Raw genomic sequence first — 17,637 nt, 5'->3', positions numbered from 1 at the left:
GGTTTTAACCTAACTTAGAACCGGAATTATCAGTATATGGAAATAAATATCAGCTTAAATTGTATTAAGTAGTTTCCCAGTAGATGTTTCCCGCCACAGAACAAAACACAATTTAAGCAATATTACTTATTGACAAAATAGATGTAATTTAAAATGGTCACCAATAGGTAAGAAGGAATTTTTCTGGACTGAAGTGTAGCTATTCAAAAAATTTGAAATTTAGCACTCAAGTGGGCTTAAAATTCAGGGTGGTTGTGTTAGGCTAAAATATAGGAATTTTAAATTTTTCAGATATTCACACCCCAAAAGTAAGTCACGTACTAGTTGATTTTACTTGCTTGGTGATGTGAGTCTAAAATAATTAGTCGTAGCCTAGATTAAAGGAATAATTCCTTTGATTTTTCCTACGAATCCGCGAAACTCCTGGTTTGGAGCTATGCGATATCCCTTAGGGAAGCCGCTACACGTCTTCAGCGCAGGTTGAGCGCAAGCATTGCTCATTTAGCAGCAGTGGGAGCAAAAATAACGTAGATCAAGTAGACCGCAAAGAATCGTGGTTTTAGATTGCTAAAGGGCAATCCAACTGCTGTGGTATCTATGGTCTGCAAGAAGTCGCATTAGATAATAAATTCTTTGTCCGTAAAGAATTTTATCTCTACAGCTAATTTTACCATAGGGAACTACAGCCATCAAGAATGCACTTGGTTGGCTGAGGTTCTACTAATTTTATGGAATTTTAATATTCGTTTAGAAAGGTGCTGGTAGAACAATGATTTACGGAAGTATACCTATGATGATTTTTATTTTAGCGTCTGGATATTTGTTCACAGTCTACCTGTTATTAGCACTGGCAAAGCGAACGGGTACAAAGACTGTTCCTACAAGTTTCCCTTCATCAGCCGAAGGAAAACACAAGCAGGAGATATCAGTAAGGACAAAGGTGACTCAAGCAGTTAATAGTCAGTAGTTAGGAGTTAGGAGTTAGGAGTTATTAATTCAAAACTTTTAACACTTTATACCGATTACCTAAGCAATTGGACAGAATTAATTACACAATGTCATTGCCAATGGAGCGGACTCCAACTCTACCAGACGCTTTGCGAACAAAGAAGCAAGCTACACAAAGCAGCTGGTAGAGTTGTACAAATGTTGCAATCGCAAGAACTATAAATATTTTTATCCAATTACTTATGAGATTGCTCTAGAACTTGGGGATTTTGCCCTAAGTCTGAGCAAGCTTGATTTTGTGCAGTTTAACAAAGAATTGGTATAACTTCTCATTTTTTAAATAGTTTTATTGGAGTTGGGAAATAGCAGTATCAGTGAAGCAAACCTCTTCAACCATTGGGGTATAGCCTAGCCACTGCACTCCTGACTGGGAAAACTGTTGCGGACAACCGCTGACGGCGAAGCGAGTTGGCAGTGGGAGGTGAGTATTTCTTAAGCCTAGTAAGTCTAGCTCTTGGGCACAAGCTGCGGCAACATGAACAGCCGGGTCAACCAATTGGACTTGAGAGGGGAGGAGCGATCGCAATACTGGTGTAAGGTGAGGATAATGGGTACAGCCGTGAACTAAGGTGTCAATTTCCTGCTCTAGTAAAGGCTTTAGGTAGGCTCGTGCGACTTCAGCAGTGTAGGGGTCGTGAATGCGGTTTTGCTCGATGAGTGGCACAAACTCTGGACATCCGACTTGCCAGACTTGGACATCAGGAGCAATTTCGAGTATAGCGTGCTTATAAGCATTACTCTTAGCTGTAGCTGGAGTGGCAATCACACCAATCCGCTTTCCTTGCTGCACCGCTGCTTTCGCACCCGGTAGGATCACTCCCAAAATGGGTATGCTGAATTCATGACGCACCGTTTCTAGTGCTAAGGCAGAACTGGTGTTGCAAGCCATAATCACCATTTTTACCCGCTGCTGTTGTAGCCAGGTAAGAATTTCCCGCGTAAATTGTAAAATTTCTGCTTGTGAACGAATTCCGTAAGGAAGTCGAGCCGTATCCCCAAAGTAAACAATTGATTCATTGGGGAGTTGCCGATATAGTTGTCGCAGTACCGTCAGTCCACCCACACCACTATCAAAGATGCCAATTGGGGCCCGTTGGGGTTCAAGAGCCGAAAAATCGTCAAGATTCCCTTCAAAGATGGAAGATGAATACACAGGCAGATATTGATTTAGGTTTTTGGATTTAAAATACAGAATTTAGCAGACAATCTGCAAATTGACTACTAAATTCTGCACGTAAAAGAAGTTTAAATACCACCTCTTTAATTAGTAATTTGTACTATATTACCTCTGCTGTAAGTATTTGAGGATGCCACGAGCGATCGCTTCTGCCATCCGATTTTGATACTCTGGTGTTCCTAATCTGGGATTATCCTCGTAACCAGTCATATAGCCTGTTTCCACTAAAATCGAGGGCATAGAGCTTTTCCTAAGAACGTAGAATCTGGCTTTGCGAGTTCCTCGGTTTTTGATAGTACCGATGTTCTGGAGGATAGTATTGCGAACTACTTCAGCCAGAGCATAACCGCTGTCGTAATAATATACTTCTAACCCATTCACATCAGGGCGATTATCAACGGAATTAGCGTGAATGCTGACAAACGCAGTCGCATTAACTCGCTCGGCAATTTCTACCCGTCCCTGAAGTTCTACAAAAAAGTCAGCATCCCGCGTTAATACCGCTTGTACACCATTTTGCTCTAAAATTGCTGCTACCCTTTTACCAATAGGCAGGATTACATCCTTTTCTAAAAGTCCGCCCAGACCTGGGGCACCTGAGTCTTTTCCACCATGTCCTGGGTCAATAACTACGAGCAATTTCCCTTTGGGAACCGAGGCGTGTGGCCGTGGCTGCGAAATTGTCCGGGGAATATCTGTAGGGTTTGGGAATTGACCTTGGTTTGGCGATGGCAGAGGAGGTAAAGCAATGGGCGCTGTGACGCTACCAGAGCGTTGTAATTCTAGAGCCAAAAGCTCGTCACCAACCTGGTTGAGTTCCCCAATTTGCACTCCGGCTGCTGGTTGAACTAAGACGATGACAGTATTTGAATCTTGTGGTTGCAGGCGGACTCGCAAGATAGGGCTGTTAGGATTAAAAGTCGGGCCTGTGACTTTGGGAGCTAACCGAGCATTGTTGATAGTTATGCGGAACAGACCAGAGCTTCTATCCCAGCCTCCTGTAGCAGATAAAGCTTGGTCGGCTCTAATCAGCAATTGTGTGCCATTATTAGCCAGTTGCACAGACTCAATAGTAGCAGGTGAGGTGTTAGTAGATGGTATAGGGCGTGGATTGTTACCTCCAGGCAACTGGGCAATGCCACGACTGGGCAGAACGACAAAACCACCAAGACTGCTAGTGGTTGCTCGCCAATTGGGACTATTTTCGTCTACTTGTAAAGTCAGGCGAACAACAGATGGGCTTGTTTGCAGTTGGCTGAACTGAATCCGGCTGACACCATAGCGATTAATCGACAAATCCCGCTGCTTTAGAATTGGTGATAAAGTTGCGCCAGCAATATCGATGTTAATTGCCCTCTGATCGTTGCTACGATTAACCTGAATCTGAGGATTACCACCATTGGTACCGATGAAAAAACCATCGCCTGTGACTTGTAACTTCTCTATTTGAGTAACCCTGGCGACAAGCATTCCGTTTTTAGGTGGATTGACAGGACCTGTTGTCACCACGTTGTAAATATCTCTTTGGGAGAACACTGGTGGAGATGTTCTCGGTGAAGTTTCTGTTGCTATAGCTTGTTCTTGTTGCCCCACAGTATTTCTTAAGGGTACATTTTCGGCTTCTGGCGTAGGTAATTGCACTGTCCAGCGATCGCCAGTTCTGCCAACAAATTGTACTCGTTTGGGGTCTAAAGTATAACCAGGAGTAACTTCAACAACTATGCGTGTTGTTTGTTCATCAAACTGCCCAACCCGGATCGAACGAATTGCACCACCCACCTGTTGGGTTAGCTGCGGACGCCCAAATGTGGTTCCTGGCAAATCAATTACCAAACGAGTCGGGTTAAAAATTAATTGTGCTTGTGGTTGAACATCCCCTAAAGTATTAATTTCCAGCCTGTTTTTATTGGCATCAAAACGCCAAGATTCAAGTTTCGCGGCCATTGCTGGCGACGATAGCATGAAGATAGTTCCAATAGTACTGGATAGTAACCAGTGTAATTTCACAGTCCTTTCTCCTGATTCACATTCATGGGAGCCGTCAACATCTCAACATATTGGCAAATCCTCACACCATCACCGCGCCCACTTGAGTTTTGCGCTGTTATTAAGACACAGCTAATGGGGTAAAATATAGCACGCTCTTGTGAATTTGCCATGCCATTAGCTCAGATAAATTTGACTGTCAATTTTAGATTTTAGATTCCCAATTTTAGATTTTTTGATTTTTGATTCATGCCAGACTAACGTCTTGCTACACTAACACCCCTTGTGACCTGAAATAATTCCATTATCCAAAATTAAAAATTCTCAAGCCCCATCCGTTTATCAGTGGGGTCAATCCCTTCGGCTTGGTGCAGTCGCTCATGGGGAGCCGCTGCGGTGGACGCATTAAGAGGCATAAACCAAGTAGCGTGGAAACCCCTAAGACCGCGCTGCTTCACCAAAATCCAAAATCGTTCGACTGAGCGAACGCAAGAGCGTCTCTAAGAGTTGCCGAAGTCCAAAATCCAAAATTGGGTGGCTTGCAAAGCATCAGATGACAATAATAAAGAAGCTACTCCTGTCCCACCGCAAGAATACTTAAATTGTTTTACTACTAAATTGGATAAAAATGGTAAAGATTAGATGTATTTACTCAATAATTTCGACTAAATTACTTATCTTCTCTTTAGATACTGAAGAACGCCACGAGCGATCGCTTCTGCCATTTTATTTTGGTAAGCTGAGGTTCTCAGCCTAGCCATATCCTCTCGACCAGTCATATAACCCGTTTCCACGAGAATGGAGGGCATAGAACTTTTTCTGAGAACATAAAATCTGGCTCGCCGCACTCCTCTGTCTTTGATAGTCCCAATACTTTGGAGAATGCTACTGCGGACAATGCGAGCTAAACCCAGACCGCTGTCGTAATAATAAACTTCCAAGCCATTAACATCGGGACGACTCGCACCTGCTGAATTAGCGTGGATGCTAACAAACACATCAGCATTAGCTCGCTCTGATAATTGCACCCGTCCCGGAAGGGTAACAAAATAGTCAGAATCCCTGGTCATAATTACTTGTACACCATTTTGCTGCAAAATCTCTGCCAGCCTTCTACCGATAGGCAAGATAACATCCTTTTCGCGTGCCCCCCCAATGCCAAGCGCTCCAGAGTCTTTGCCACCATGTCCGGGGTCAATAATGACTACCACTCGCCCATTGGTAACTCGGCGCTGTGGTTGTGATCGGAACTGGGGATTTGGATTGTTTGGGTCTGGGAATGGCCCCCGGTTTGGCGGTGGTAGCCCAGGTAAGGCAAAGGGGGGTCTTCCGGGGAGTGCGACAACCCGACGAGAACTTTGTATTGATACCAAAAGCTGGTCGCCAATTTGCCTGGGTTGCCCAAGTTGCACTCCGGCTGCTGGTTGAACTAAAACAACGACTGTGTTGGGTGCTTGCGGTTGCAGCCGGACCCTGAGAATGGGGCTATTGGCAGCAAAAGTAGGGCCTGTAACTCTGGCAGCTAGCTTGGCATTGGTAATTGTGACGCGGAACACACCTGAGGATCTATCCCAGATTTCTGTAGCAGATAAAGTTTGGTCGGCTCTAATTAGCAGTTGTGTACCATTATTAGCCAGTTGTACAGACTCAATTGTTGCTGGTGAGTTGTTAGCAGATAGTCTGCTGGGAAAAGAAACGCGTTCTGACTGATTGTCCGAATTATTACTTCCAGACAATCTGACAACACGACTAGGTAGAACCACCAAACCACCGCTGTTACTATTAGTTGCTTGCCAGTCTGGGCTATTTTTATCTACCCGCAAAGTTAAACGGACACCAGGAGGTTGGGTTTGTAATCGGGTGAATTCGACGCGGCTAACACCATATTTATTAACGGGTATATTATTCTGTTGCGTCAGACGTGGTGATAAAGATGCGTCAGAGATATCCATGAAGATGGTAGCGCGATCGCGGCTGCGAATTACCCGAATCGGGGGATTACCACCACTGGTACGAATGAACAACCCATCGCCTGTTACTTGTAAAGTCTCAAGTTGAGTCGCCCCTTGTGTAGTAGTGGCAACCCTTGAAATACCAGGTTGAGGCTCAGAGTCTGGGGTAACAACACTGTAAGCACTTCTAGGAGATGAGGCAACTTTATCCACTTCTGGCTTAGGTAATTGTACTGTCCAGCGATCGCCAGTTGTGCCCACAAATTGTACTCGCTTAGGGTCTAAAGTATAACCAGGAGTCAGTTCGACAACTATCCGCGTCGTTTCTCCATCAAACTGCCCAACACGGATCGAGCGAATTCCACCGCCCACCTGTTGGGTTAGCTGCGGACGACCAAATGTAGTTCCTGGCAAGTCAATTACTAGCCGAGTCGGGTTAAAAATTAGTTGCGCTTGGGGTTGAACTGCTCCCACAGTATTAATTTCCAGCCTGTTTTGATTGGCATCAAAGCGCCAAGATTCAAGTCTCGCAGCCATTGCCGGCGACGATAGCATGAAGATAGTTCCAATAGTGCTGGGTAGTAACCAGTGTAATTTCACAGTCCTTTCTCCTAATTCACGTTCATGGGAGCCGTCAATATCTCAACTCATTGGTAAATCATCACATCGTCACCACCTAAACTTGACCTCTGATGCCTTTTTTGATTTTTTAAGCTGGTATAAAAACACGCTTAAATCAGTTATCAGGTTTCATATTGGGTCTAAATCCCCATGTGAAACCTTCCACCTTTAGAGGTGGGGGACTCTGACTCCCAAGGAAGCTAAAAAACTAAAAACTGATAACTGTTAACTGATAACTGTTTTTTGTTTGTTGCCATCAATGCACTAAGTAAATAATTCCCATTACTGTGAGATGATCTAGCAAGATTTATGGATGTTACTCCCAATTACCTGGAAAATATTCAGATAAAGGCTCACAAACCAAGGGAGACTGGAAATAAATAACATTTCGAATGCTGGTAGAAATTAGAAACAAACGATTATTCTACAATCACACGGGACGGAAATTTGGGGAAAGAAGTTTCTACTGCACAATCGTAAAATCTTCAAAGCCCGGTGATAGTAATGAATTCAGAGTCCTGAGTTCTGAGCAAAATCACTCAGAACTCAGTCAGAATTTACCCAAGACTTTGATTAGCGATCGCCAGATTCTGAATTTACTTCCAAATTGCCACTATCATTTGATGCTGGCATCCTCGACGCAGGTGGTTCAATTACCAACGATGTTCCAGAGGAACCGTCTAAAATCAGTTGCTCTGAGCCTGCATCCACAGTTTTTGGATCTGGAAATACAAATCGTAACAAAGGAGGAGCTAAAAAGGTTGTCAAGATAACCATCATGATAATTGCTGCTCCTAATGGTTTCGAGAGAGCGCCACTGGCTGCGCCGACACCAGCAAACACTAAACCAACTTCCCCTCTGGGAATCATCCCCACACCGATAGCTAAACGGTTGATTTCCGGTTGACCAAACACGCTTAAGCCTGTGATTACTTTACCGAGAATGGCTACTGTGATCAGGAAAGTTGCCATAATTAGACCTTCCCGATTGTCGGGAATTGCTGGGTTTAAAACTCCCAAATCGGTTTTTGCCCCAACAGTCACAAAGAAAATTGGCACTAACATATCGGCAATGGGTATGACTTGCGTTTGCAGTTCTTTGCGTTTATCTGTCTCCTCCAGGACTAAACCAGCCGCAAAAGCTCCCAGAATTGCTTCTAAGTGGATGACGGCAGCAAGGTATGCCATCGCAAAGGCGAAGATGAATGCTGGGATTACCAGTCCACCGCGTGTTTTGAGTTTATCAGCGATCGCCACAAAGGATTTATTGAAAACATTGCCCAGTAATATTGCTCCCAAAATAAAACCAGTGGCGCTGATAATCAAATAAATGACTTTGTTTACATCTACCACGCCATCTTTAGCTAGGCTGGCAACTACCGCTAAAACGATGATTCCCAGTACATCGTCAATTACAGCAGCACCCAAAATAATCTGCCCTTCTTTAGAATTGAGTCGCCCCAATTCTGACAACACCTTGGAAGTCATCCCAATACTAGTGGCAGTTAAAGCCGCCCCGGCAAAAATTGCAGGTACAGTATCGATACCAAACAAAGTCATCAGTCCCACAGTACCAGCGGCAAAGGGTACTACTACCCCCACTACTGCTACGACAGTGGCTTGGATACCAACTGCCATTAAATCTTTTAAGTTCGACTCCAAGCCGATTTCAAACAGCAGGATGATCACACCCAATTCTGCCAAAACAGAAACGACCTCAGACTGCGCTGCAAACACCGCTGGAGTGGCTTCAGGAGTTAAACCAGCAGTAGTTTGAAGGAAGGACATGATCAAAGAGCTAGAACTGTCTGTGCCGCCTTCTGGAAAGACTAAAAGGTGGAAAACAGAGATGCCCACTACCACACCACCTACTAGTTCGCCTAAGACAGGCGGCAAACCCACTTGGTTTGATAACTCTCCACCAACTTTGCTGGCGAGATAAATGACTACTAAGCTTAGTAGCACTGCTGCTACTACCATTGAACTATCTGCGGCTTGTGTTGCGCTGGCCAGCAGAGGAAAAGAGTAGCTGATTGGATCTAACAAATGCATGGGTTCTGTGAAAATCCTTCTCTTTGATTTTGACGCGTTTCTGAAAAACATCCTATGAAGATGCAATTGGCAGCTGACACAAATTAATTTGCACCACCTGTCAACTCGATCAAGTATTGCCAGTAGACTTCCCAAACTGGGACAACAGAAAGTCTAGGAAGTCGCAGCAAGTCAAAATCTGTGAATTTACCATCCTGTTTTATTTGGGCTAGGGTGACGGGTTGGTGTACTCTTTGTAATGCCTGGACATCCACAACTGCCCGTTTGCTGTCATTGAGTGCTGGATCGATATAGGGTTGACTAACTATCTCTGCTAAACCTATGACTTGCCGTTCTTTGCCTGTGTGATAAATGAACGCCAAGTCACCAAGAAGCATGGTACGTAGATGTTTAAGCGCTAGGGAATTGTTGACTCCATCCCAAACTGTACTGCCGTCCCGTTCCAAATCGAAGTAGGAATAATTTTCTGGTTCAGTTTTCAGCAGCCAATACGCCACGACAAGTCTCCAAAAAGGCTAGTACCGCAAGGCGGAAGTCAAAAGTCAAAAGTCAAAAGTCAAAAGTCAAAAGAAATACAGCGTAAACGTTTCGTTGATTTGAAATGGGTTGTTTATTTCTGCCGCGCTGTACTAGTGTAATTTTTTTAGTATCCAAAAATGTAACCATTTCAGCTTTTGATTATGGCAGTGTCAAAGTAAGAACATACAAATCGGATCTAGCGATCGCACTTAAGTTGTGAAAAACTTGTGGTGACTGTTGACTTTTTACAGCCACCAGAAGATTGCTACATACGCTTATTAAAAACATCTGTGGATACTTTGAGGAGTGCAAATCTTATGACTAGAGCCGCTTTACCTGGTTCTCAGTTTCCAAGTGGGAACTTGTGGAAAATACTGCCTTTAGCTTTATTCCTATGTACAACTTTTGTATTACCTGCGTTAGCACAAGAAAAGGATAAATTGTGGCGAACCCTTAGTGTGACTGGTCGCGGAGTGGAAACAACTCCTGCAACCTTGGCACAAGTTAGTTTAGGAGTAGAAATTCAGGGGAAAACAGCACAGGAGGTACAGCAAGAAGCCGCTCGGAGGTCATCGGCTGTAGTTGCGTTCCTCAAGAGCCAAAATGTTGAAAAATTACAAACCACTGGTATTCAACTTAACCCAGTTTACAGCTACACTAATAATGTGCAGCGGATTACAGGCTATGCTGCCACTAACACCGTGAGTTTTCGCATTCCCACTGAGAAAGCTGGTACATTATTGGATGATGCAGTGAAAGCGGGTGCGACACAAATTAACGGCATTAGTTTTGTTGCGAATGATCAAGCGATCGCGGCTGCTCAAAAACAAGCATTAAAAGAAGCTACCCAAGACGCCCAGCAGCAAGCTGATGCTGTTTTCAGTGCCTTGGGTTTCAAACCCAAAGAAGTGGTGAGTGTTCAAGTTAATAATGCCAGTCCACCTCCACCACCCATGTTTTTACGGGCTGAGGCTGCCAAGGTAGCTGATGCTTCCACCCCTGTCGTTGGTGGTGAGCAGCAAGTAGAAGCATCAGTAACGCTGCAAATTAGTTATTAATAGGACTTACGCCCACTCTACGAATTCTTCTCTACCAGACTTGAGGTGTTGGCAAAGCCTCTCCAAGAGTTGGCAGTAGCCTGCGGCAAGCCACTACGTATCTACGTTTTTGGCTATTTCTTGCCTAAGTCCTGATTAACTATCATTTGTCCTTTGTGATTTATCAAAACAAAGGACAAATGACTAATTAAAAATGTTCTGAAGACATATTTTCTGTACCGCCTTCTCCATCTCGCTTAGAGCCTAATAAATCCAGTTGGTCTACTTGGATAACAGGTGATGATCGGTTTGCTCCTGTTTGGCGATCGCTCCATGTGTCAAACTTCAAGGAACCTTTGACGGCAATTTGTTTGCCTTTACGTACATAATTACCTGCTACCTCCGCCGTTTTTCCCCATAGTTCTAAATTAAACCAGTCGGTATGTTCGCCTTCTTTAGTGCGGCGATTAACAGCTAGTGTCAATCTACACTTAACACTACCAGACTCAAAATACTTAATCTCTGGGTCGCCGCCTACGCGACCAATGAGGGTGACAACATTTATACTCATGTGTGTTACCTTTTAGGACATACGTACTTAGTAATTCCGACTTTCATCATAGCGAATTGTGAAACTCTTGAAAATAATGTGTTAAACAGTTAACAATATAGTTGAATTAAAAAATTATACATACTAGTTGGAGAAACACATAAAAGTATACGAATATACTAAGTTAATCAAAAAATATCAAAAAATAGAGGACTGAGACATAGTAAATATTCCTGGGAATCAGATAAAAATATAGACTAGTTTACTCAACTCAGGATATAAACGTAATCAAATTCAGCACAATTAATTCTTACCGTTGTAGTCAAAAAGTATCGCACATAGGGGGCTTAGAGACGCGTGGGTATTTTTAGGAACTTTCGCACATCATGGGATATGGGTATCGACCTCGGTACCGCTAACACTCTCGTTTATGTATCTGGTAAAGGTATTGTACTGCAAGAGCCTTCTGTAGTTGCGATCGATGTCAACCAAAAGGTAGCACTGGCAGTAGGAGAAGAAGCTAAAAAAATGCTCGGTCGCACACCTGGAAATGTGATTGCCCTCCGCCCTTTGCGAGATGGTGTAATCGCTGATTTCGATATAGCCGAGCTAATGCTGAAAAGCTTTATTCAGCGTGTAAATGAAGGTAGGTCTTTAATTTTACCCCGGATTGTTATTGGTATTCCCAGTGGCGTCACAGGAGTAGAAAGGCGAGCTGTGATGGATGCAGCTCATCAAGCAGGAGCAAGAAAAGTATATTTAATCGATGAACCTGTAGCTGCGGCCATTGGTGCAGGACTACCTGTTGCCGAACCCACTGGCAACATGATCATCGATATTGGTGGTGGTACAACAGAAGTTGCAGTGCTGAGTCTTCAGGGTACGGTGATTAGCGAATCAGTACGCATTGCTGGAGATGAACTGACTGAAGCGATCATTCAGTATATTAAGAAAGTTCATAACTTAGTGATTGGTGAACGGACTGCCGAGGACATCAAGATTCGGATTGGTTCTGCCTATCCTACTAATGATGATAATGACGCGATTATGGAAGTCCGAGGCTTACACCTACTTTCTGGTCTACCGCGAACTGTAACGATCAAAGGCCCAGAAATCCGTGAAAGCATGTTGGAACCGCTATCAGTAATTATAGAAGCTGTGAAGCGGACACTGGAACGTACACCTCCAGAACTAGCAGCAGACATTATTGACAGAGGTATTATGTTAGCTGGCGGCGGTGCTTTGCTCAAAGGCATAGATACTCTCATTAGCCATGAAACCGGGATTGTAACTCACATTGCCGCCGATCCTCTCTGCTGTGTTGTGCTGGGAACAGGTCGTGTGTTAGAAAACTTCAAACAGTTGGAACGAGTTGTCACAGAAAGCTCTCGCAATATGTAGCAAAAAAAATATCAGACTTGAGTTCTATTTGAGTTCTATTTGGGTTTTATATAAATAGAATCCAAGTAGAACTTAATTTATATAAATATGTAAAGGTATATATGGTGACAATACGACGTTGGTGGGATCGTAAAGGGTTACAAATCGGGTTGTTAACTCTAGTAGTTGGTAGTGCTTGCATATTGCGACAAACTCAAGGTGAATTGGTGCTTGAGACATACCAAGCAATTACCCGTCCGTTAGAGATGTTGCAGTCAGGGCCAACTCCAGAAGAACGTCTTAGAGATGCCCGGATATTGGAATTGCAAACCCGTATAGTAGATTTGGAAAGTCAAAAGACAGAGCTACAAGATTTATTAGGCTATGTAGAAAAAGAGCCACTGGCATCACGGCCAATTCCAGCACGGGTCGTAGGACGTAGTGCCGACCAATGGTGGCAACAAGTATTTCTAAATCGTGGTGCGAATGCAGGGATTCAGGAAGGCTTCATAGTCAAGGCAGATGGCGGATTGGTCGGTCTGGTGGAGAGTGTAACTCCTAATACTAGCCGCGTGTTGTTAATCAGTGACCTCAAAAGTCAAGTGGGTGTATCAGTTAGCCGCACGGCAGCTAAAGGCGTTTTGCGAGGAGATTCTTCGGCAGAAGCTGTGCTGGAGTTTTATGAAAAAGTCCCAAATGTCAAGGTAGGAGATTTAGTTTCCACATCTACTTATAGCCAGAAATTTCCATCTGGCTTGGCAGTAGGACGGATAAAGTCGCTGGATTTAAAGAAACTTCCGGCATCAGTGGCGAAAATTGAGCTTTTTCCGCCAATCCGCTCTCTCGATTGGGTAGCTGTTTATCCAAAGCCAGAAAACCAAGAGTTGGAAACCCAAAAGTCGGTAAATCAAGTGCCGCAAAAGTCTAAGTAAATTCTCCCTTGAAAATCCATAGAAAAATGAAGATTCCTGCATTTGGTGGCAGCAGGCAGAAAAAGCCAAAATCCTCAGAGCGAAAATCGAAATTCCAAATCCAGCCGCTTTCTCGTTGGCATCCCGGTATCCGTCAGTTGTTGGGTTGGATAGTGACGGCTGGATCTGTAGTGTTATGTTTACTATTATTGCCAACCCGCTTGCCAGGTATGGAATTATTAGGAATTGGCCCTAACTGGCTGTTAATTTGGGTGGTAGCTTGGAGTGTGAAGCGCACAGTGTTTTCCGGGGCATTGGCAGGTATAGTTCTAGGGCTACTTCAAGATTCCATGACATCACCTAACCCTACTCATGCCCTCAGTTTAGGTATAGTGGGAATTTTAACTGGTCTGCTCCAGAAACAGCGTTTTATCGAAGAAGATTTTATTTCGATTGCTGTAATTGTCTTTGGTATGGCAGTTTTGGCAGAAACTATCTTTGGATTGCAATTAACTTTGATCGGCGATGAGCGCAAAGTAACAGATATTTGGACATATTACCAGCGTGTCGCTCTAGCCTCTGCCATTCTTAGTAGTCTGTGGGCACCTGTGGTCTATTATCCCCTGAATCGTTGGTGGCAGCGAATGAAATTGTTGGAACAATAGTAAAGGAAGTTAGGAGTTAAGAAGGGGATAGCTTACAGGTGAGAGGAAAGAAAATTATCCTCTGTAAGTAAGTCGGCGTGAATAATTATATTGGCTTGTAGTAAGTAGCTCCAGCCCTTACTACAAGCCAATATAATTAATTTTACATTGCGTAACATAGTTTGATTTATTCCTACCCATTTACTTACCCTGTAATCTTTATGAAATTTGGGCAACCTCTGGCAATATGGATTCAAGGTACAGTGAATCAAACAACACCGGATCATGGCAGTTAGTAGTATTGATGTCTGATAGTTTCTTTTTTGCCTTAAAAGAATATCAGGTAAGTCATCTCCTGATTTCCTGACGGCAGAATGTGGAGTAATTATTCACTTCCTCGCCTGCAAAAGTGCCGAAACCCCTGATTTATCGTTGAAAGGTGGGGGGGAGTGTGAAAGGTTACAATGTGGAAGCTTTCACTGATTAACCTAGTTGGAGAACGCTGATGTCGAAGGAAAGAAAAAGTAATAAAGAAGTTAAAAAACCTAAAAAAGATCCTAAAGACAAAAAGGAGAAAAAAGACCCAAACAAATAGGACTATTTAGCAACTGAACTACTAATAGTACCTCGAAGGAAGTTCTGGTAGTTCTCAAGAATGCCAGAAGCCTACACTGCTTGTGGCGGTGTAGGCAGTTAGTGTTGGCAGTAGGTGCGATGTCTACGATGGTCACTGAGCGGCTGGTGAGCATCTCGGCTTTGCTCGATGCAACCGCAGTCGAAGTATGTCGAAGTGCGGGCTATGACGCTCTCTTACGAGACGCTCTTGCTAGCTTGCTTCCCCGTAGGGGTACGAATACTCGCTCTAAGCGTTGGCGCAGCCTCTCTAAGAGTTGCCATGCCGCAGGCTTTACGCAACTCTACCAGACGCTCTTGCGTTCGCTATCGGCGTCGCAACTTATCAAGCAGGAGTAAACTTCAGCGAAACACCATTCATGCAATAGCGCTGACCAGTGGGTGCAGGACCGTCATTAAAAACATGACCCAGATGACCACCACAGCGACTACAATGTACTTCAGTTCTGGTCATAAACAACGACTTATCTTCAGTAATAGCGATCGCACCTTCAATTGGATTAAAAAAGCTGGGCCAGCCAGTACCACTGTTAAATTTGGCATCAGATGTAAACAGTGGCTGTTCACACGCAGCACAATAATAAGTACCGTTGTCGTATTCCTTATCCAATGGGCTGGTGTGAGGGCGTTCAGTCCCATGTTTACGCAATACATTAAACTGTTCTGGCGTTAAAATCGTGCGCCACTCTTGCTCAGGTTTGGTAACTTCAAATCCACTCTTAGAAGTTGTCATCTCTTTTGACCCCCAATTGATATACCTTGATAACAATGCTGTGCCGACTATTACTGCACTAGCCTGTAAAAAATACCGTTTGTCCATATATCTATTATTTTCTATTTTCCGGTTAACTGGCCAATCAACTCCAGTACGGGATTCCCTACATTAATGACTATAATCACCGATGTCTGACGACAAGCCGCAACTATTGGAGACGCTGCGCGAAGGCAAACGCGTCTACTCTCTGAATTAGCCCTGATAAATTAAAATTTAGGATAGATTTGCACAGCCGTAAAAAAACAACTTCTCGCGCGAGTGTGACAAGCAATATCGCCAACTTGCTCAATTTTTAGCAAGAGTGGATCTCCGTTATAGTCGTAAAAAAGCTCTTTTACCTTTTGAATATGTCCAGATATTGCACCTTTCACCTTACCATTGGGAATATAGGCAACATGAGCGCGGCCAATAATTGGCAGGATATGATGCTCACAGGAACTAAAAATATCGATGTCCTGGATTAATAGCATTTGATCAGCATCTTCTGTAAATACTGCACCATTTAGCAGTTAATCTTGGTTTTTAAAGTACTGTTTTGGAGTTTATAAGGGACTTCCAAGAAATAAATTATCCAAATAAACGTAGACGCGCAGCGGCTTGCCGCAGGCTACCACAGAGACACAGAGAAGCCAGCGTTGGGCGGGTTCCCCGACTTGTACTCCTACGGAGAAGCAACTGGCGCAACACAGAGAGAGGAGAAATGAGAGGGTTTTTGCATCAGTTTTGGGACATTTTTTATTTGGAAGTCCCTAACTGATTGTAGGTTACAGTTATTTTCAGGTAAATAGACCACGCGGTAGGGGCGCAAGGCCTTGCGCCCCTACAACAGATGTGGTTCAAATACTTGAATTCTGCTGTAAGTAAACAGAAGATATGAGCATCATCCAGTACGTTATTGGATGGTTGCAATGGAAAATGGTTGAGCGATGAAATTCACGTTCCTCAAGAAGCGACGTTGCTGATTGAGAAAAATTCTTCCACTCCCTATTCCTGGCGTGGGTTTAGTATAGGGTCTTTGGTCAGCCTGCTTGTACTTCGTTGAGCTTATGGGAAAGAGCTATACTTGGCTTGACAATAGCTGGGACAATTTTCTCACAAGCCATTCTTGCGCCCGATAAATTCCGTGCTGTTGGCCCGACGAGCATTGCAGCCAAGCCACCCATGATAAATAATTCACAACCAGGCCAACGCAGATAAGTATCTAAAACAGGCAAACCTTTAACAATCTTGATAGGGTAAGTCTCTAAAATATTTTTTAACAAGGGTTCAGTGGTGGCATCGAATTTAGTGCCAGTCGATAGCCAAATATAATCGCACTCATGTTGATTACCATCGCTACATTCCACGTACCAATTTTCACCTAACCATTGGGCTTTTACTACTTGACAGTTTTCATCAATTCTGATTTTACCATGACGCACTTGTTTCCGTAGTTGTGTGGCGATGTCTACGACGGGCTACGCCTACGCAGGTGTCATGAAACCGCCATTTCTAGCTTGCTGAATCATCATTACCCGTTGCTCCCAATTTGATTGGGCAAAAAATCCCTTTAGGTACTTTGGCCCTAACCAACCTGGTTCAGCATCGAATAATTTTTCTGATAACTGACGCCGAATCTATCAAATGAACCTCTGCACCGCGAGAAATAGCACCCACTGCCAAATGTCCACTCGTCAAGCCACCACCCACAATCAAAACTCTCTTACCCATCAACTGCAATTTTCGTAAATCAATTGTTTGTGAGTGGCAAAGTCTATCTTGTGGGTAGGCTGTCTGAATCTGGTTTACCCAATCAGGTATTTGAATTTGAGCGCTACTCGTTGCCAATACTACCCGCCGTGCAATGACTTCTTGTCCGTCTTGCAAGCAAAGGCAAAACCGGAGACGCAAATGATCTCTTAAGGGTTCAATACTTTTGACTGCTAACGGAATAACTTGCTCTTGCAACTGCCGAACTCGGATTGCATCCTGACAAAAATTCTCAAATAATTGCGTTCCTGGTAAATCATAAGGGGGAAATAACTCATCAGGACGAGATTGGGCAAACTTCCTTAAAGCAAAAGGGTTTGGGTGGGGATGGTAGACGGTAGGGGAGCGTAAATGAGGGATTTCCAAAGCTTTAAATTGGTGTTCCCATTGACTCATCCACCTGCCACTGGGGTCAAATACTAAAAACTTCCCTCTGATTCTTTGCCGTTTTTGCAGCAGATGGGTAGTCAAAGTCAGAGCATGAGGCCCAGCACCAATAATCGCCAGGTCAATTGTTGCAGGAACAGTGGTCGTAAATTGCATTGCTGGAGAAACAATCTAGCTTTTATGATAATAGTTATCATTCTATATTAGTTAGACCAGCAAAGTGATTCTGAAAATAGGGCATTGGGAGGAGACAAGG

16 protein-coding genes and 1 pseudogene are annotated in these 17,637 nt (G+C 43.8%); 6 read left to right on the top strand and 11 right to left on the bottom strand.

Annotated features, from left to right (window positions below; all coding sequences use genetic code 11):
- Positions 1-769: 769 nt before the first annotated feature.
- Positions 770-967 (top strand): hypothetical protein, encoded by a 198-nt coding sequence (locus V7K49_RS02170; protein WP_273768477.1) that lies wholly within the window; start codon positions 770-772, stop codon positions 965-967.
- Between the two features lie 327 nt (positions 968-1,294).
- Here V7K49_RS02170 and murI read toward each other — a convergent pair whose 3' ends face one another.
- From murI to V7K49_RS02140, 6 genes are all read right to left on the bottom strand, one after another.
- Positions 1,295-2,161 (bottom strand): glutamate racemase, encoded by an 867-nt coding sequence (murI, locus tag V7K49_RS02165; RefSeq protein ID WP_334967666.1) that lies wholly within the window; start codon positions 2,159-2,161, stop codon positions 1,295-1,297.
- A 129-nt stretch (positions 2,162-2,290) separates the two neighbouring features.
- Positions 2,291-4,192, bottom strand: a complete 1,902-nt coding sequence (locus V7K49_RS02160) for an N-acetylmuramoyl-L-alanine amidase (RefSeq protein WP_335204332.1) — start codon at positions 4,190-4,192, stop codon at positions 2,291-2,293.
- Positions 4,189-4,344, bottom strand: a complete 156-nt coding sequence (locus V7K49_RS02155) for a hypothetical protein (RefSeq protein WP_334793089.1) — start codon at positions 4,342-4,344, stop codon at positions 4,189-4,191. Before V7K49_RS02155 ends, V7K49_RS02160 begins: the two co-directional genes overlap by 4 nt.
- A 501-nt stretch (positions 4,345-4,845) precedes the next feature.
- Complete coding sequence (locus V7K49_RS02150) at positions 4,846-6,723, bottom strand: N-acetylmuramoyl-L-alanine amidase (RefSeq protein WP_335204330.1); 1,878 nt, start codon at positions 6,721-6,723, stop codon at positions 4,846-4,848.
- Between the two features lie 594 nt (positions 6,724-7,317).
- Complete coding sequence (locus V7K49_RS02145) at positions 7,318-8,796, bottom strand: cation:proton antiporter (protein ID WP_335204329.1); 1,479 nt, start codon at positions 8,794-8,796, stop codon at positions 7,318-7,320.
- Between the two features lie 83 nt (positions 8,797-8,879).
- Positions 8,880-9,293, bottom strand: coding sequence for an EVE domain-containing protein (locus tag V7K49_RS02140; RefSeq protein ID WP_335204327.1), 414 nt, complete (start codon positions 9,291-9,293; stop codon positions 8,880-8,882).
- A 339-nt stretch (positions 9,294-9,632) separates the two neighbouring features.
- Between V7K49_RS02140 and V7K49_RS02135 the strand changes: the two genes are divergently transcribed.
- Positions 9,633-10,373, top strand: coding sequence for an SIMPL domain-containing protein (locus tag V7K49_RS02135; RefSeq protein ID WP_335204326.1), 741 nt, complete (start codon positions 9,633-9,635; stop codon positions 10,371-10,373).
- 187 nt (positions 10,374-10,560) lie between these two features.
- On the opposite strand, the gene V7K49_RS02130 is transcribed toward V7K49_RS02135, so the two are convergent.
- Entirely contained in the window at positions 10,561-10,923 is a 363-nt protein-coding gene (locus V7K49_RS02130; RefSeq protein ID WP_298911815.1) for a single-stranded DNA-binding protein, read from the bottom strand.
- 372 nt (positions 10,924-11,295) lie between these two features.
- Between V7K49_RS02130 and V7K49_RS02125 the strand changes: the two genes are divergently transcribed.
- From V7K49_RS02125 to V7K49_RS02110, 4 genes are all read left to right on the top strand, one after another.
- On the top strand, positions 11,296-12,303 hold the full coding sequence (locus V7K49_RS02125) for a rod shape-determining protein (protein ID WP_273769527.1): 1,008 nt from the start codon (positions 11,296-11,298) through the stop codon (positions 12,301-12,303).
- Between the two features lie 101 nt (positions 12,304-12,404).
- Positions 12,405-13,214 carry a rod shape-determining protein MreC gene (gene mreC, locus V7K49_RS02120; protein ID WP_334872312.1) on the top strand — a complete coding sequence of 270 codons (810 nt, stop codon included), beginning with the start codon at positions 12,405-12,407 and terminating at the stop codon, positions 13,212-13,214.
- Between the two features lie 26 nt (positions 13,215-13,240).
- A complete protein-coding gene (gene mreD, locus V7K49_RS02115) occupies positions 13,241-13,858 on the top strand; it encodes a rod shape-determining protein MreD (RefSeq protein WP_334872310.1) in 618 nt (205 codons plus the stop codon).
- Between the two features lie 654 nt (positions 13,859-14,512).
- A complete protein-coding gene (locus V7K49_RS02110; RefSeq protein ID WP_335204325.1) occupies positions 14,513-14,809 on the top strand; it encodes a hypothetical protein in 297 nt (98 codons plus the stop codon).
- Here the strand turns inward: V7K49_RS02110 and msrB are convergent.
- From msrB to V7K49_RS34480, 4 genes and pseudogenes are all read right to left on the bottom strand, one after another.
- The gene (msrB, locus tag V7K49_RS02105; protein ID WP_335204324.1) at positions 14,796-15,290 is read right to left on the bottom strand and encodes a peptide-methionine (R)-S-oxide reductase MsrB; all 495 of its coding nucleotides are present in this window, start codon (positions 15,288-15,290) and stop codon (positions 14,796-14,798) included. The genes V7K49_RS02110 and msrB overlap by 14 nt on opposite strands.
- 194 nt (positions 15,291-15,484) lie before the next feature.
- A pseudogene (locus tag V7K49_RS34490) lies at positions 15,485-15,754 on the bottom strand (GTP cyclohydrolase I); the annotation flags it as partial.
- Positions 15,755-16,264: 510 nt separating this feature from the next.
- Positions 16,265-16,666 (bottom strand): hypothetical protein, encoded by a 402-nt coding sequence (locus tag V7K49_RS34485; RefSeq protein ID WP_442948628.1) that lies wholly within the window; start codon positions 16,664-16,666, stop codon positions 16,265-16,267.
- Between the two features lie 157 nt (positions 16,667-16,823).
- Positions 16,824-17,537, bottom strand: coding sequence for an FAD/NAD(P)-binding protein (locus V7K49_RS34480; RefSeq protein WP_442948627.1), 714 nt, complete (start codon positions 17,535-17,537; stop codon positions 16,824-16,826).
- Positions 17,538-17,637 lie beyond the last annotated feature (100 nt).

This window comes from Nostoc sp. (assembly GCF_036919675.1).
In the GTDB taxonomy this organism is placed as follows: Bacteria; Cyanobacteriota; Cyanobacteriia; order Cyanobacteriales; family Nostocaceae; genus Nostoc.
The sequence above is the reverse complement of the archived record's forward strand: the minus strand, read 5'-3'. Positions and strand labels throughout refer to the sequence as shown.

Bases quoted from the DNA above. Each gene is read 5' to 3' on its own strand.
- V7K49_RS02130 (WP_298911815.1), bottom strand. From the start codon at position 10,923: ATGAGTATAAATGTTGTCACCCTCATTGGTCGCGTAGGCGGCGACCCA.
- V7K49_RS02125 (WP_273769527.1), top strand. From the start codon at position 11,296: ATGGGTATCGACCTCGGTACCGCTAACACTCTCGTTTATGTATCTGGT.
- V7K49_RS02170 (WP_273768477.1), top strand. From the start codon at position 770: ATGATTTACGGAAGTATACCTATGATGATTTTTATTTTAGCGTCTGGA.
- V7K49_RS02135 (WP_335204326.1), top strand. From the start codon at position 9,633: ATGACTAGAGCCGCTTTACCTGGTTCTCAGTTTCCAAGTGGGAACTTG.
- V7K49_RS34480 (WP_442948627.1), bottom strand. From the start codon at position 17,537: ATGCAATTTACGACCACTGTTCCTGCAACAATTGACCTGGCGATTATT.
- msrB (WP_335204324.1), bottom strand. From the start codon at position 15,290: ATGGACAAACGGTATTTTTTACAGGCTAGTGCAGTAATAGTCGGCACA.
- mreD (WP_334872310.1), top strand. From the start codon at position 13,241: ATGAAGATTCCTGCATTTGGTGGCAGCAGGCAGAAAAAGCCAAAATCC.
- mreC (WP_334872312.1), top strand. From the start codon at position 12,405: ATGGTGACAATACGACGTTGGTGGGATCGTAAAGGGTTACAAATCGGG.
- V7K49_RS02155 (WP_334793089.1), bottom strand. From the start codon at position 4,344: ATGGCAAATTCACAAGAGCGTGCTATATTTTACCCCATTAGCTGTGTC.
- V7K49_RS02145 (WP_335204329.1), bottom strand. From the start codon at position 8,796: ATGCATTTGTTAGATCCAATCAGCTACTCTTTTCCTCTGCTGGCCAGC.